This window comes from Pseudomonas marginalis (assembly GCF_024169655.1).
GTDB lineage: Bacteria > Pseudomonadota > Gammaproteobacteria > Pseudomonadales > Pseudomonadaceae > Aquipseudomonas > Aquipseudomonas paraveronii.
On sequence record NZ_JALJWV010000001.1, the window covers coordinates 6,121,207 to 6,136,110 of the forward strand.

Genomic DNA, 14,904 nt, shown 5'->3' on the forward strand with positions numbered 1-14,904 from the left:
GAGTCGGTAATGCTGCATCTATGACGCGCTGGGGAAATTGCTGGAAGAGAAAAGCTCGGCGGGTGTGCTGTAGCACCAGCACGACGAATTGGGAAACCTGATCCAGACCCAGTTGCCTGACGGTCGCTGGCTAAATCGCCTGTACTACGGCAGCGGCCACCTGCACCAGATCAACCTCGACGGCCACGTCATCAGCGACTTCGAACGCGACCGCCTGCACCGCGAAGTGCTGCGCACCCAAGGCCAACTCAGCACCCGCAGCGAATACGACCGCAGCGGCCGCCTGCGCGCACGCCAGCGCCGCCACGCCAGCCAGCCCTCGTTGATGCCAGCGGCGGCGCAAAAGCACTTCGAGTACGACCCCGCCGACAACCTGATCGGCCGCCGGGAAGACGAACACCGCGAACTGCTGCACTACGACGCCACCGGCCGCATCATCGCCACCCAGAACAACATACAAGGCCAGCGCGAAACCTTCGCCTACGATGTCGCCGCCAACTTGCTCGACGGCCCCCAACCCGGTGCCGGGCTGGTGGTGCATAACAAACTGCTGACCTACCAGGACAAGCGTTACCGCTACGACGGCTTCGGCCGAATGATCGAAAAGCGCAGCGCCAAACGCGGCGTACAGCGCTTTGCCTACGACGCCGAAAGCCGACTGATTGAAGTACGCAATGAAAACGGCAGCGTGGTCAGGATGACCTATGACCCACTGGGCCGGCGCATTAAAAAAACCGAGCATGACCGCGATGGTTATCCGCTGGGCGAGACCCTGTTCATGTGGGATGGCCTGCGGTTGTTGCAAGAGCATAAACACAGTCAAACCAGCCTGTACGTCTACGAAGACGAAGGCTACGAACCCTTGGCGCGAGTCGACGGCATCGGCCCGCTGCAAAAAATCCGCTACTACCACAACGACCTCAACGGCTTGCCGGAGCAACTGACCGAAGCTGATGGGCACAACGTCTGGCGAGCGACTTATCGGGTGTGGGGCAACACGCTGGAGGAGGCGCGCGAAGCGTATTTTATTGAAGAGCAGAACCTGCGATTTCAGGGGCAGTATCTGGATCGGGAGACGGGGCTGCACTTCAACACCTGAATCGCCTCGGGTTTCGTAGATACCTCCATGCCTCAGCCCATCTACTCGGTATGACGTTAGCTAAAGCAATGGCTGAATCGAGAACGCTCATCGGCGTGGCAATCCTTGTTCATATTGCTCGCGGGTAATTTCTCGGCCTGAGCACAACACCTCGCTATATAAGCGGTGGTCGGGAGCAACGGGTTTAGCACGCTCCTGCGCGCCGTAAAATTTGACGTATATTTTCTTTCCAAGGTGATCCCAGCGATACGTAACTTCTTCAAACTCGTAATCGATAAAAACATCTCTGATCAAAAGTGCTTCGAAATTAATTGTCACGATTGCCTCTGATAGCGTCGTAGTATATTTATATGGAACACGTCGCCTGATCAGATATCAGAGACCCGCAGTTTCAGCGAATTCATGACAATCTTCCAAGGCGTCTCATGATGAACAAAAATCAGGAGTGGTCGTCAATGCCTTATCAAAACGTCAGATCGCCGCGCCACGATTCGTACCCGGAGGGATAATCAAAAGCCCATCCAGTTCACGCCGACGGCAACGGCTCACAAATGGTAGCGCAGCATCTGGGTCATGGCTGAAAAGGTCAAAAGTCACCCGATCGATTTCATAATATTCCTCGTAGTCGACCATGCCATTGCTGACCGGAATCGATACATAGAATCGGCCTGAAATTTGTTCGACGCCTAAAGTGAACATATGCTCGGGTCTTACAACAATGTCCCGGAACTGAATGGTCATTTCTGAAGCTCCCTCTCGCCGACGAGTCAGGCGTCCGTAGTAGATATTGGACCGGCTGCACCGCACCCAAGCGGCTCTCAGGGATCGGTCTCTCTGCAAGCCAAGATCGTCCCGCAGGTATTCAAAGACCTCGGCAGGGCACCACTCCTTACCTGCCGAAAGTGCTTCAGATATTAAAGGGCACAAAATCCGGCCCGCCGAGTTTGTCCCTTACAACCAGAGCGGTACGCATCAACGGGTCCCATAGACCGTGCGGACTGTTCCAGGCAGCACCCGCCCAACGTGTATCAACGACAAGCGCTGCCTTGTTGGCTTCAAGTTGCGCCTGAAGCGCTAGTGCAACGGCACTCATGTCGATTTCGAACAACCCGGCATAAAAACCTTGTGGTTGTGCGTGCTTTTTGCTCAGACAAAAACGGTAGTACCAGACCCAAACCGCCGCCGCATAAATAGCCCGATTACGATCAGGGTAAGTCGCCAGAATTTTCAGCAAAGCCGCCACAAAGCGCGCGGGAAACAGGGGATCGTGGGTCTGCTGCCAGTAACGCAGCAGCAGCAGATCGAACGCTGCGACGATATTCTGCGGCTCATCGTTATCGCTTTTGGCTTCTTGGAAGTAGAACGGCTCCCCCACGAGGAATTTGTCTAATTCGTCATTCGCCAGGGCCAGTAGCAGTACGTTGTCTAGATTGGCACTCATTGAAGTCTCACTACATCAGGGTTCGCGAGCAGAATATTAATGTCATTACCGTGTGGAATGCCCACATTGTCCATTACCGCTTCTCGCATGCCACCAGGGTAGGTCCGTCCGCCGGGACGCCATAATGAATTGACCCCACGCTCATTACCGGTGGGCATGATCACCTTGGGGTTATCCAGGTTCATCATATAAATCTCCTTGCCGGCAAAAGTGCCCGGGTCATAGCCCAGAGCCGACTCCAATACTGATATATCGCCCGTCTTTTTAAATTCGCCAACCACGCCATGCAAATCTGACTTGGCCATAACGTACTTGGATGGGCTAAAGGTCGCATACATCGGATTGGCGATATCGTCCGGGGTGAACAGGAAAGCCGCCCCTTCATCCTGGAAGACCTTCAGATGCTTAGAGATATAGGAGGCTTCAAGGTAATCGGCGGGATTCGGCCGGCTGGATCGGGGAATCGCCAGAATATCGTCTTGCGTAAAACCCGGTTTGTACCTCACTTTGGGGGACATACCGATTTTCGCCATTTTCGGCCCAAGCCCCAAAAGCGCCATCCCGGCGACGCCTTGCAACAAGTCCCGATAGCCAGGCCCAAGGCGATCCCCCAGGTCCCCGAGTAAGGCCATGCCACCCATCATTGCACCACCGATCACCACAAACCCGACCAAGGCGGCAAAGCCTGCCATCGCCGCGAGAATTGCAGCTCCGCCCATGGCCATGATGCCGAGCGCTTCAAATCCAGTGTGCATCCAACCTTCGATATCAAGAACAAACGCAACCGAAACTGTCGGCCCGCCGATAAACGTATTGGGGCTGCCACTCTTGATATGCGCACCGCAGACCATTTTGCTATTAAGGCGGGCCGCCGGCTTGCCGTTGATAAATACCGTGGCACTGCCTTCGGCGATCAATACCGGAAACGGCCACATTGGGTGACTCATCGGAAAACCGCTACAGGACGAAGCGATGTCCTCTCCCGCCCGCATCGCATTGAGGCCATTGATATAGACATTGAAACTGCCCTTCAACAACTTCCCCGTGGCAGGTTCGGGCAGGTTGAAAAGCGTATTTAGACCTTTGACGATCTGGAACATCGACAAACCGCCCGCAGCGATCGAGCCTGCCATGATCGCCACCGCCACCCCACCTGTGGCAACGGTAGCAGCGATGACTGCCGCTCCAATCAATGCGCCCGCCACAGCACCGGCGATCATCGACATGACCCCAAAACCGTGGGCTATTTCATCACCCAAGCGTGCTGCCGCCTGCGCATCCATCGCGTACCTCTACCTTCCTGGTCCACTCGTGTTGTATCGACGCGGAACACATCACCCGATCAATCGGAAACCCGCGGTTTCAGCGAATTCATGACAATCTTCCAAGCCTTCTCATGATGAACAAGATCATCGGGGGTGGTTGTCAATGTCGTGATCAAAACGGCGGGTTTACGCTCTATAAAGACCTGTCGCAACATGATCTCTCGACCCTCACGTTGCCAGCTGTAATCCACCAATGTGGCCGCATGACCATAGAGCACCATGTCCCAACGCTGAGCCAGTTTGAACGCCGGCAACTGCTGCTCCGCACTCTTCATTTGGTTGTCGACGTAGTCCACAAAGGCAGACGCCCCCTGGGTAGCATCACGAGTGACGATGAAGCTAGCTTCTTTAGCACTACCGACTGCCGGCAGCTTAAAGATCGTGATGCTCTGGTCCTGCCAGGTGTCGGGGACTTCTAGATCTACTTCTTGAGTTCTGTAAGGAATCACTGTGCTTGCCTTCCATGATGGCTCGATAGATCGCGAATCTTCGGACAGCGCCTGGCAACAATCAAGAACTTCGCTCGCATCGTTTCCTAAACCCATTCACCGAGTTCCTGGGAGCCAGCAGTACTTGGGACGACCTGATCCACGTCGAACTGCCGGACGACCTATGACCCGCTGGGCCGGCGCATCGAAAAAACCGAGCATGGCCGCGACGGTTGGCCGCTGGGCGAAACCCGGTTCATGCGGGATCAAGCCGAGGGCGATACCCTGCTCCCGCCCCATAAAAAATGGGCACGCCAACCCAGTCAGCGTGCCCATTTTTTCTACCACCCCGCCAGCCTTCGAGACGCTAGTGAAGTTTGACGGCAATGGCAGACTTGCTTATAAAATCAGCCACTCTCTAATCCTGAAGCGAGCAATTACCAACTAGGCTCCCCATCGGCCTGCGCTTTGGCCTTCACATCGGCATCCACAGCATTTATCAGTCTCATGAGCGTTTTGTTCAGGTGCGTATAGTGTTTTGCAATATTGTCCATCCGAGACTTGTCAGTCGGCGTATCTGACGACTTCTCCGCTTCATACGGCTTATGAACAATGTCGTATCGTTTACTCAGGTCTTCTATCTGCTTTTCTATGCTTTCCAAGGTTTTTTCTTGATTGGTCAAGCGCTCGGCAGTGTTCTTTGATGCATCAGCCTTTTTACTAACCGCTTTAGCCTCAGGCCCTTCGTTAATAGAAAGGATCTGGTTGGCCATCAACTCTGTTTTTATTTCACTGTCTTCGAGGCGCGCGTCTATTTTTTGCTGTTCTGTCGCGGCCGGATCTACGGTCGTGATTTTGCCGTCCGCACCCTTTTTTTCCGCTCCTGGCATTGTAGCTTGCCCTTCGATTCTACTGATGATGGCTTTGGAAGCCATATGTTCCGTCACACTCATGGGGATACCCACCAGTAAATTTGTCCCCCCATTGATAAGTGCGCTGCGCGCACTGGCCGCCAGTTCAGAAGAGAGCGGCTTGAACCCATTTTTATCGTGGAGATCGTTAATATCTTGCGTGTTTTTTATAGAATTCCTCATACTAGGTGACGCGCCTTTGGGTTTTATCGGTGACCTAGAACCTGAACTCGATCCTGTTCTGGAACCTCCCTGTCCAACGCCCGGATTATTGCGACTTGGATTCGATCCTCCTCCGGAACCTCCCTGTCCAGCGCCCGAATTACCGCTACCTGGATTCGATCCTCCTGCACCTCCCTGTCCAACGCCCGAATTACCGCTACCTGGATTCGATCCTCCTGCACCTCCCTGTCCAGCGCCCGAACTACCGCTACTTGGATTCGATCCTCCTCCCGATCCACTTCCCCCTCCCCCTCCCCGCCTGGAGGGTTTGGCAGCCCTAGCGCTTCTTGACTTAGAATCCCCCACCTTCTCATTACTCGTCGTGGGATATTCAATACCTCCTCCGTTACCCGCATTCGAACCATATACAATCTTCGAGCGGTCAGCCGTTTGCTGCCCATTACCCGACGTCAATGGAGCGGAGTTATCTGGCGCGGTGGGCTGAGATGATGGAGTGATGGGAGGAAGATAAGTTTGATTGGTAAGTTTCATTGAGACACCTCTATAAAATAGTCATGAGTGCGTCCCTGCAACCTCGACCGATAAGTGGCACTCCGTAATAGTTAAGTTCCAGCGTTTCAATAATCGCGTTTCAGGCGTAATAAGAAACGCTGCACTCCTACAACTAATAACCCTATGGGCTGTCAGCCTCTGCCTTGCACTTCAATCGCTGTTCCACGCGCACAAAAAATGGGCACCCAACCCAGTCGGCGTGCCCACTTTTTCTACCACCCCGCCCCCTTCGAGACGATACCGCTATTACGGGTTGACGCTGTCTTTGAGTGACTTGCCCGGCTTGAACGCAACGGTATTACTGGCCTTGATTTTTACCGGCTCACCGGTTTGCGGGTTTTTGCCGGTGCGGGCGCCGCGGTGGCGTTGCAGGAAGGTGCCGAAGCCAACCAGGGTGACGCTGTCCTTGCGGTGCAGGGCGCCGGTGATTTCTTCGAGAACGGCGTTGAGGACGCGATTGGCCTGTTCTTTGGTGAGGTCCGCTTTTTCAGCGATGGCGGCTGCGAGTTCTGGTTTACGCATAAGTGAAGCCTCTTTGACGGTTTTTTGTTGTTATGTCCGTGCTGCTCTCTAGTGGAGCAGCGCCCAAGGCGCCGCAGGCTCTACTCTGCGGCAGACGGGAGTGAGGATGGCATGCCCTCGGACGCCGCGCCAGTCTCGCGGCGACCTTTCTAGGGTGAAAAACAGGGTTATTCCGACAGAACGACTGGTATTTACGCCAGCAACGGCGGAAGTTCTTTGTTCAACGCCAGTTTTTCCATCACGGCGCTGCCGGTCAGCGCGTAGCCCAGCAGGCGGCCGCCGGTGTCGCGGCACAGGGCCTTGATGTCGGCGCCCTGTCCTTCGACGCTCCACACGCCTTCGGTGCCCCGTGGCGGTGGCGAAACCACCAGCGGGCAGACCGGGGTTTTCACGGTGACCGGCATCGGCCCATAGCTCACAGCCGTGGCGTTGCCCGCCAGGGTCTGGGCCAGGGCGCGGGCGCAGCTCATCAGCGGCATGACGTACAGCAGGTTCAAGCCATCGACCTCGGCGCAGTCGCCCAGGGCATAGATGTTGGCGTGGGAAGTCTTGAGGTGGCGGTCGACCATGATCCCGCGGTTGATCTGCAGGCCGGCAGCCGCGGCCAGATCGACACGCGGGCGCAGGCCGATGGCCGAGACCACCAGGTCGCAGCGGACCACTTCACCGTCCGACAGGTGCGCTTCCAGGCCGTCGGCGCTGCGTTGCAGGCGGTTGAGCACCGGGCCCAGGTGGAAGCGCGCCCCAAGGCCTTCCAGTCCGGCCTGCACCGCTGCGGCAGCCGCCGGGTGCAGCAGGGTTGGCATGACTTGCTCGCACGGCGCCACCAGGTCGATTTCGTAGCCACCGAGGATCAGGTCGTTGGCAAATTCGCAGCCGATCAGGCCGGCGCCGAGCAGCAGGACGCGGCGTTTACCGACGGCTGCTGCGCGAAAGCGCGCGTAGTCTTCAAGATCGTTGATCGGGAAAATCAGCTGCGCAGCGTCGCCTTCGACCGGCACTCGCACGGTTTCCGCGCCCCAGGCCAGGACCAGGTCGCGGTAGGCCACCGCTTCTTCACCGATCCACAGGCGCTTGTGGCCCGGGTCGATGCCGGTGATACGGGTATGCGTGCGCACTTCGGCCTTGAGTTGCTCGGCCATGGCGCCAGGTTCAGCCATGCTCAGGCCATCGGCTTCCTTGTTCTTGGCAAAGCCGGTGGAGAGCATGGGCTTGGAGTAGGAGCGCCCATCATCCGCGGTGATCAGCAGCAACGGGGTTTCGCTGTCGAGCTTGCGAAACTCGCGGGCCACGTTGTAACCGGCCAGTCCTGTGCCGACGATCACGACAGGTGCGTTCATTCCTTTCTCCTTGTAATACGTTTCTTAAATTCGCGATTACGCGATTTCGATCATTTCGAAATCGGTTTTGCCCACGCCGCAGTCCGGGCACAGCCAGTCTTCCGGAACGTCCTGCCACAGGGTACCCGGAGCGATTCCGTCATCCGGCCAGCCTTCCGCTTCGTTATAGATCAGGCCGCAGACTACACATTGCCACTTCTTCATTTACTTGCTTCCTCAGGGTCCAGGCAGGTTGGCCGACGGTCGATAGATCTCGCGTTGCCGTGCGGCTCAGCGCGTTTTGTACTGATCGGGGCCTGCAGATGCAAGCACGATCGACGCAAGGCAGCGGTTCAGCCCGGCAAAAGAGCCGGGCGCCATGGTAAGCTCGCCGCCTCTTTTGCTGCCAATATTGACGCACCGTGCCGCACTCAATCGCCCTTCCCGATGCTTGCCAATGGCTGACCCAGAGCCTTCTGAGCCCCCTGCCCGCGCCGTTGACCCTTGACTGGCTGTTCGACGAGGGCTCGCTGACGCGGCGCCTGACGCGGCTGTCCAACGACGGTTTCAGCGTGACGCCGCTGTGCGAAGGCTGGCAGCCGCTGCGCGACGACGAATGCGCGGCGCTGGACCTGCCCTTGGCCAGTATCGGTTGGGTACGCGAAGTGTATTTGTGCGGGCATGCCCGGCCGTGGGTGTTTGCCCGCAGCGTGGCGTCGCGCAGTGCGTTACAAGGCGACGGGCTGCATATGGACGCGCTGGGGAGCCGCTCCCTGGGCGAACTGCTGTTCTGCGACCGCGCGTTCACGCGCCGGGCGATCGAGGTCTGCCATTACCCGCGCCCATGGTTGCCTGCGGCGGATCGGGTCGACGGGCTGTGGGCGCGCCGCTCGCGGTTCGATCGTGGGACGCTGAGCGTACTGGTCGCCGAAATCTTCCTGCCGAGCCTGTGGCATGCGGTGCATGACCACCCGGAGAACTGCTGATGTATCAACGCCTGCTCAAATCCTTGAACCATCTGAACCCCAGGGCCTGGGATTTCATTCAGTTGACCCGCATGGACAAACCCATCGGCATCTACCTGCTGCTGTGGCCGACGCTGTGGGCGCTGTGGATCGCCGGCAAGGGCTCGCCGTCCTTGAGCAATATCGTGATTTTCGTGCTCGGCGTGGTGCTGACCCGCGCCGGTGGCTGCGTGATCAATGACTGGGCCGACCGCAAGGTCGACGGCCATGTGAAGCGCACCGAGCAACGCCCGCTGGTCAGCGGCAAGATCAGCTCGAAAGAGGCGCTGGTATTTTTCGCGCTGCTGATGGGCATCAGTTTCCTGCTGGTGCTGCTGACCAACGCGACGACCATCCTGCTGTCCCTCGGCGGCCTGGCGCTGGCGGCAAGCTATCCGTTCATGAAGCGCTACACCTATTACCCGCAGGTGGTGCTGGGCGCGGCGTTTTCCTGGGGCATGCCGATGGCGTTCACCGCCGAGACCGGCAGCCTGCCTGCCGCCGCGTGGCTGCTGTATATCGCCAATGTGCTGTGGACGGTGGGCTACGACACCTATTACGCCATGACGGACCGCGACGACGACTTGAAGATCGGCGTGAAATCCACCGCCATTCTGTTTGGCGACGCCGACCGGGTGATCATTCTGACCCTGCAAGGCCTGGCGCTCGCGTGCCTGTTACTGGCTGGGGCGCGGTTTGAGTTGGGCGGCTGGTTCCACTTGGGGTTGCTGGCGGCGGCGGGCTGTTTTGCCTGGGAATTCTGGTACACCCGCGACAGGGACCGGATGAAGTGCTTCAAGGCGTTTTTGCACAACCACTGGGCAGGGTTGGCGATCTTTGTCGGGATTGTCGCGGATTACGGGTTGCGATGAGGAGCCAGGCCCCTCATCGCTAGGGGCTGAACTACGGCTTGGCGACTTTCCAGGCCCCGTCCATCTTGCCTTCACCGGTCGTGTCGCCGGCCTTCTTGTCCATGACGAAGGTGTAGAGCGGCTTGCCGCTGTAGGCCCACTGACTCTTTTGATCGTCACGGGTGATCACGGTCCACTTGCCCATAGGCTTGTCGGTGGATTCAGCCATCAACGGCGGCCAGTTGGCGGCGCACTTATCGTTGCACATGGATTTGCCATCGGCATCCTTGGCGAAGGTGTAGAGCGTCATGCCCTTTTGATCGACCAGCATCCCGTCTTTGGTCATCGCAGGGTCGGCGGCAAACGCCAATGTCGGCAGCGTCAACGCCGCCGTGACCAGCAAGGCCTTCCAGGAAAAAGTACTGTAAGTCATCGGAACCTTCCTTTTGTGGTTGTCAGGATTCGGACCCAAAGCGTAGTCCACGGAGGCGGGAATTGCGCAAGCAGCTAAATTACTGTCACACGACTGCAATAATTCCGTTATCTAATGCGGCGCAAGACAGTTAAATGACATGAGGATTTTAGGCATGGTTGGCAGGAGCATTCTGATCGTCGACGACGAAGCGCCCATTCGCGAGATGATCGCCGTCGCGTTGGAAATGGCCGGCTATGACTGCCTTGAGGCCGAAAACTCGCAGCAGGCCCATGCCATTATTGTCGACCGCAAACCGGACCTGATCCTGCTGGACTGGATGCTGCCCGGCACCTCCGGCATCGAACTGGCCCGCCGCCTCAAGCGTGACGAGCTGACCGGCGATATCCCGATCATCATGCTCACCGCCAAGGGCGAAGAGGACAACAAGATCCAGGGCCTGGAAGTCGGCGCCGATGACTACATCACCAAGCCGTTTTCCCCACGGGAACTGGTCGCACGCCTGAAAGCCGTACTGCGGCGTGCCGGCCCTACCGATGGCGAAGCGCCGATCGAAGTCGGCGGCCTGTTGCTGGACCCGATCAGCCACCGCGTGACCATCGACGGCAAGCCCGCCGAGATGGGCCCGACCGAATACCGCCTGCTGCAGTTCTTCATGACCCATCAGGAGCGCGCCTACACGCGTGGCCAGTTGCTGGACCAAGTGTGGGGCGGCAACGTGTACGTGGAAGAACGCACCGTGGACGTGCATATCCGTCGCCTGCGCAAAGCCTTGGGCGATGCCTACGAGAATCTGGTACAAACCGTGCGCGGCACCGGCTATCGGTTTTCCACCAAGGGCTGAGCCAGCCGGTTTCTGAACGCAAGAGCCTGACTTAACAGCTGACAAGGACGCATGTTCAAGTGAACCAAAACTGGCATGGCACGCTGATCCGCCACCTGCTGCTGTTGATCACCGGCTGCTTGCTGGTAGGCCTGGTCAGCGGCCAATACGGCTGGAGCCTGGCCGTCGGCATTGGCCTGTACCTGGGCTGGACCCTCAAGCAATTGCTGCGCCTGCATGAATGGCTGCGCCAGCACAAACCCGATGAAGCACCACCCGACGGCTACGGCCTGTGGGGCGAGGTGTTCGACAGCATCTACCACCTGCAACGCCGCGACCAACGGGTGCGCGGGCGCCTGCAAGCGGTGATCGACCGCGTACAGGAATCCACCGCCGCGCTGAAAGACGCGGTGATCATGCTCGACAGCGACGGCAACCTCGAATGGTGGAACCGCGCCGCCGAGACCCTGCTGGGCCTCAAGACGCCCCAGGACAGCGGCCAGCCGGTGACCAACCTGGTCCGCCACCCGCGCTTCAAGGAATACTTCGAGCAGGAAAATTACGAAGAAGCCCTGGAAATCCCCTCGCCCACCAACGACCGCGTGCGCATCCAGCTGTACCTGACGCGTTACGGCAACAACGAACATTTGATGCTGGTACGCGACGTGACCCGCATCCACCAGTTGGAACAGATGCGCAAGGACTTCGTCGCCAACGTCTCCCACGAGCTGCGCACCCCCCTGACGGTGATCTGCGGCTACCTGGAGACGCTGCTGGACAACGTCGACGAGATCAACCCGCGCTGGAACCGTGCCCTGCAGCAAATGCAGCAGCAAGGCTCGCGCATGCAAACCCTGCTCAATGACTTGCTGTTGCTGGCCAAGCTGGAGGCGACCGATTACCCCTCGGATAGCCACCCGGTGGCGGTGCAAAGCCTGTTGCAGACCATCAAGAACGACGCACAGGCCCTCTCTGGCGAGCGCGGGCAACAGATCACCCTGGAAGCCGACCCGTCGATACTGCTCAAGGGCAGCGAAGGCGAATTGCGCAGCGCGTTTTCCAACCTGGTGTTCAACGCCGTGAAATACACCCAGGACAAAGGCAATATCCGCATCCGCTGGTGGGCCGACGCGCAGGGCGCACACCTGAGTGTGCAGGACTCCGGCATCGGCATCGACGCCAAGCACCTGCCACGCCTGACCGAGCGCTTCTACCGCGTCGACTCCAGCCGCAACTCCAACACCGGCGGCACCGGGCTCGGCCTGGCGATCGTCAAGCATGTGCTACTGCGCCACCGCGCCCGCCTGGAAATCAGCAGCGTGCTCGGCCACGGCAGCACCTTTACCTGCCATTTTCCACCGACCCAGGTGACCCGTTCACGGATGGTCGTGAATGATGAGTAACCCGGACACTCCCACATGTGGATTTGTAGGGTTTCGGAGATAGCATTCCTGGCCCCGTCAGGCAGCGAGCACTAGGCAAGCGCTGCGCCAGACGCTACATTGGCCGACTTGCGTCTGCCTTTCAGGCGCTCCTGTCACCCCTATTGAACACACGGAACCCGCAAAACCCCATCATGGACCCTTCCCCAAGTATCACCCTCGCCACGCTCTTCGCCGATTTCGGCATGATTCTCTTTGCACTGATCCTGGTACTGCTCAACGGTTTCTTCGTTGCGGCGGAGTTTGCCATGGTCAAATTGCGTTCCACGCGGGTCGAGGCCATCGCCCACACCAACGGTTGGCGCGGGCAGATCCTGCGCACCGTACACAGCCAGCTCGACGCCTACCTGTCGGCCTGCCAGTTGGGTATCACCCTCGCCTCCCTGGGCCTGGGCTGGGTCGGTGAGCCGGCCTTTGCGCATATCCTCGAGCCGCTGCTGGGCGCCGTCGGCGTCGAGTCGCCGGAAGTGATCAAGGGCGTGTCGTTCTTTTCCGCCTTCTTCCTGATTTCCTACCTGCACATCGTGGTAGGTGAACTGGCCCCCAAATCCTGGGCCATTCGCAAGCCGGAATTGCTGTCGCTATGGACGGCGGTGCCGCTGTACCTGTTCTACTGGGCCATGTACCCGGCGATCTACCTGCTCAACGCCAGCGCCAACGGCATCCTGCGTATCGCCGGGCAAGGCGAACCCGGCCCGCACCATGAGCACCAATACAGCCGCGAAGAACTCAAGCTGATCCTGCACTCCAGCCGTGGCCAGGACCCTAGCGACCAAGGCATGCGCGTATTGGCCTCGGCCGTGGAAATGGGCGAGTTGGAAGTAGTGGACTGGGCCAACTCGCGGGAAGACCTGGTAACCCTGGACTTCAACGCCCCGCTCAAGGAAATCCTCGCGCTGTTCCGTCGCCACAAATTCAGCCGTTATCCGGTGTATGACGCGCAGCGCAACGAGTTTGTCGGCCTGCTGCACATCAAGGACCTGCTGCTGGAACTGGCGAACCTGGAGCATATCCCCGAGTCGTTCAACCTGGCCGAACTGACCCGCCCGCTGGAGCGCGTGTCGCGGCACATGCCGCTGTCGCAGTTGCTGGAGCAGTTCCGCAAAGGCGGCGCGCACTTCGCCCTGGTGGAAGAGGCCGACGGCAATATCATCGGCTACCTGACCATGGAAGACGTGCTCGAAGTGCTGGTGGGCGATATCCAGGACGAACACCGCAAGGCCGAACGCGGCATCCTCGCCTACCAGCCGGGCAAACTGCTGGTACGCGGCGATACGCCGCTGTTCAAGGTGGAACGCCTGCTGGGCGTCGACCTCGACCACATCGAAGCGGAAACCCTGGCCGGGCTGGTCTACGACACCCTCAAGCGGGTACCGGAAGAGGAAGAAGTGCTCGAAGTTGAAGGCCTGCGGATCATCATCAAGAAGATGAAAGGGCCAAAAATCGTGCTGGCCAAGGTCCTGCTGCTGGACTGACCCTCAATTGCCCAATGCGAAATTGGGCAATACCCCCACGGGCTGGTTGAACTCATACGGGATCGATACCAGCCCTGCCTCGGTACTCTGCTGCACCACAAAGTGCAGGTGCGGCCCGCTGCTGTTGCCGGTATTGCCCGACAACGCCAACGCACCGCCCAGCGCCACCCGCTGCCCGACTCTGACGCTGACCGAACCTTGTTTGAGGTGCAGGTACACGCCCTGGGTGCCGTCATCGTGCTGCACTCGCACGAAATTCCCCGACGCATCGTTGCCGCGCCCGGCCTGGCTATTTTCGATCTTCACCACCACACCGCTGCGCGCCGCAATGATCGGCGTGCCTTCGGGCATGGCAATGTCCATGGCGTAGCGGCTTTTGGCGTCGGTATGGCTGAAGTTGCCGTTGGGGCCTTGGGTCAGGCGAAAGGGTCCACCGCGCCAAGGCAACGGGTAGCGGTAGGCTTGCAGCGAGTAACCGGGTTTTGGCCGGTCGAGCACCGGCCGTTGCACACGCTCGGCCCTGCGCTCCTGGATCACGAACGCCTGGGCGCCGGGGGTTTGCCGGTCGCTGAAAAACACCTCGCCATTGGCATCGGTGGATTTGTAGAGGGTCATGGCCAGGGTCGACGTGGCGACCGTGGCCAGCCCACAGAACAGCAATAGGCGAAGGAGCATGGCGTGAACCTGCCGGGGAGACTGAACGGCAGGCTAGCAACGGTTGATGACAACTCTGGGTGAGGTCAGGCCGGCAATGCGGTAAAACAGATATCGACGTCCATCCGGGCGGCGCCCGACAAGTTGGCTAACGCATCAAGAGAAAACTTATCGATCTTGCCGTTAAGCACATCGTTAAGGCGAGGCTGACTGATACCCAGCCTTTGTGCCGCATCCTTCTGAGAGAGCTCCCAACTGCGGATGGTCTTGCATAACGCCAACAGCAGTTTTGAACGCAGGCGCATATTGACGGCTTGCTCGGGAGTGTCTTCCAAGGCATCCCATACACAGTTGAAACGTTCGGTAGGTAACTTTTGATTTGTCATGGGCTTAACCTAATTCCTGCAGTCTGGCGCGAGCCAGTTCGATGTCTGAGATCCTT

At 58.7% G+C, this 14,904-nt stretch carries 17 protein-coding genes and 1 pseudogene; 6 read left to right on the forward strand and 12 right to left on the reverse strand.

Annotation, left to right across the window (positions count from 1 at the left end; translation table 11 throughout):
• Nucleotides 1-19 precede the first annotated feature (19 nt).
• Nucleotides 20-1,096: pseudogene (locus J2Y83_RS28370) on the forward strand (RHS domain-containing protein); the annotation flags it as partial.
• A gap of 90 nt (nucleotides 1,097-1,186) precedes the next feature.
• On the opposite strand, the gene J2Y83_RS28375 reads toward J2Y83_RS28370, so the two are convergent.
• The 9 genes from J2Y83_RS28375 to J2Y83_RS28415 form a co-directional block, all read right to left on the reverse strand.
• Entirely contained in the window at nucleotides 1,187-1,417 is a 231-nt protein-coding gene (locus tag J2Y83_RS28375; protein ID WP_253400150.1) for a hypothetical protein, read from the reverse strand.
• Between the two features lie 153 nt (nucleotides 1,418-1,570).
• Nucleotides 1,571-1,798, reverse strand: coding sequence for a hypothetical protein (locus tag J2Y83_RS28380; RefSeq protein ID WP_373423789.1), 228 nt, complete (start codon nucleotides 1,796-1,798; stop codon nucleotides 1,571-1,573).
• A gap of 208 nt (nucleotides 1,799-2,006) precedes the next feature.
• The gene (locus J2Y83_RS28385) at nucleotides 2,007-2,540 is read right to left on the reverse strand and encodes a hypothetical protein (RefSeq protein ID WP_253400151.1); all 534 of its coding nucleotides are present in this window, start codon (nucleotides 2,538-2,540) and stop codon (nucleotides 2,007-2,009) included.
• Entirely contained in the window at nucleotides 2,537-3,823 is a 1,287-nt protein-coding gene (locus J2Y83_RS28390) for a PAAR domain-containing protein (protein ID WP_253400152.1), read from the reverse strand. The genes J2Y83_RS28385 and J2Y83_RS28390 overlap by 4 nt, the downstream gene beginning before the upstream one ends.
• Before the next feature lie 59 nt (nucleotides 3,824-3,882).
• Complete coding sequence (locus tag J2Y83_RS28395) at nucleotides 3,883-4,314, reverse strand: DcrB-related protein (protein WP_253400458.1); 432 nt, start codon at nucleotides 4,312-4,314, stop codon at nucleotides 3,883-3,885.
• 416 nt (nucleotides 4,315-4,730) lie between these two features.
• Nucleotides 4,731-5,387, reverse strand: a complete 657-nt coding sequence (locus tag J2Y83_RS28400) for a type III secretion effector protein (protein WP_253400153.1) — start codon at nucleotides 5,385-5,387, stop codon at nucleotides 4,731-4,733.
• 798 nt (nucleotides 5,388-6,185) lie between these two features.
• Nucleotides 6,186-6,461, reverse strand: a complete 276-nt coding sequence (locus J2Y83_RS28405) for an HU family DNA-binding protein (RefSeq protein ID WP_003213368.1) — start codon at nucleotides 6,459-6,461, stop codon at nucleotides 6,186-6,188.
• Between the two features lie 191 nt (nucleotides 6,462-6,652).
• A complete protein-coding gene (locus J2Y83_RS28410) occupies nucleotides 6,653-7,801 on the reverse strand; it encodes an NAD(P)/FAD-dependent oxidoreductase (protein ID WP_253400154.1) in 1,149 nt (382 codons plus the stop codon).
• A gap of 36 nt (nucleotides 7,802-7,837) precedes the next feature.
• A complete protein-coding gene (locus tag J2Y83_RS28415) occupies nucleotides 7,838-8,005 on the reverse strand; it encodes a rubredoxin (RefSeq protein ID WP_253400155.1) in 168 nt (55 codons plus the stop codon).
• Between the two features lie 197 nt (nucleotides 8,006-8,202).
• Here J2Y83_RS28415 and J2Y83_RS28420 point away from each other — a divergent pair, with 197 nt between their 5' ends.
• Together J2Y83_RS28420 and ubiA are read left to right on the forward strand one after the other, a co-directional pair.
• Nucleotides 8,203-8,766, forward strand: a complete 564-nt coding sequence (locus tag J2Y83_RS28420) for a chorismate--pyruvate lyase family protein (protein WP_253400156.1) — start codon at nucleotides 8,203-8,205, stop codon at nucleotides 8,764-8,766.
• Entirely contained in the window at nucleotides 8,766-9,656 is an 891-nt protein-coding gene (gene ubiA, locus J2Y83_RS28425; protein ID WP_253400157.1) for a 4-hydroxybenzoate octaprenyltransferase, read from the forward strand. Before J2Y83_RS28420 ends, ubiA begins: the two co-directional genes overlap by 1 nt.
• A gap of 31 nt (nucleotides 9,657-9,687) precedes the next feature.
• Here ubiA and J2Y83_RS28430 read toward each other — a convergent pair whose 3' ends face one another.
• On the reverse strand, nucleotides 9,688-10,068 hold the full coding sequence (locus J2Y83_RS28430) for a COG4315 family predicted lipoprotein (RefSeq protein ID WP_253400158.1): 381 nt from the start codon (nucleotides 10,066-10,068) through the stop codon (nucleotides 9,688-9,690).
• Between the two features lie 154 nt (nucleotides 10,069-10,222).
• On the opposite strand from J2Y83_RS28430, the gene phoB reads away from it, so the two are divergent.
• The 3 genes from phoB (at nucleotide 10,223) to J2Y83_RS28445 (ending at nucleotide 13,808) form a co-directional block, all read left to right on the forward strand.
• A complete protein-coding gene (phoB, locus tag J2Y83_RS28435; RefSeq protein WP_003176964.1) occupies nucleotides 10,223-10,912 on the forward strand; it encodes a phosphate regulon transcriptional regulator PhoB in 690 nt (229 codons plus the stop codon).
• Between the two features lie 59 nt (nucleotides 10,913-10,971).
• Complete coding sequence (gene phoR, locus J2Y83_RS28440) at nucleotides 10,972-12,294, forward strand: phosphate regulon sensor histidine kinase PhoR (RefSeq protein WP_253400159.1); 1,323 nt, start codon at nucleotides 10,972-10,974, stop codon at nucleotides 12,292-12,294.
• Between the two features lie 173 nt (nucleotides 12,295-12,467).
• A complete protein-coding gene (locus J2Y83_RS28445; protein ID WP_253400160.1) occupies nucleotides 12,468-13,808 on the forward strand; it encodes a hemolysin family protein in 1,341 nt (446 codons plus the stop codon).
• Nucleotides 13,809-13,811: 3 nt separating this feature from the next.
• Here the strand turns inward: J2Y83_RS28445 and J2Y83_RS28450 are convergent, their stop codons facing one another.
• Nucleotides 13,812-14,483 carry a M23 family metallopeptidase gene (locus J2Y83_RS28450; protein WP_253400161.1) on the reverse strand — a complete coding sequence of 224 codons (672 nt, stop codon included), beginning with the start codon at nucleotides 14,481-14,483 and terminating at the stop codon, nucleotides 13,812-13,814.
• Between the two features lie 65 nt (nucleotides 14,484-14,548).
• Complete coding sequence (locus J2Y83_RS28455; RefSeq protein WP_253400162.1) at nucleotides 14,549-14,848, reverse strand: helix-turn-helix domain-containing protein; 300 nt, start codon at nucleotides 14,846-14,848, stop codon at nucleotides 14,549-14,551.
• Nucleotides 14,849-14,904 lie beyond the last annotated feature (56 nt).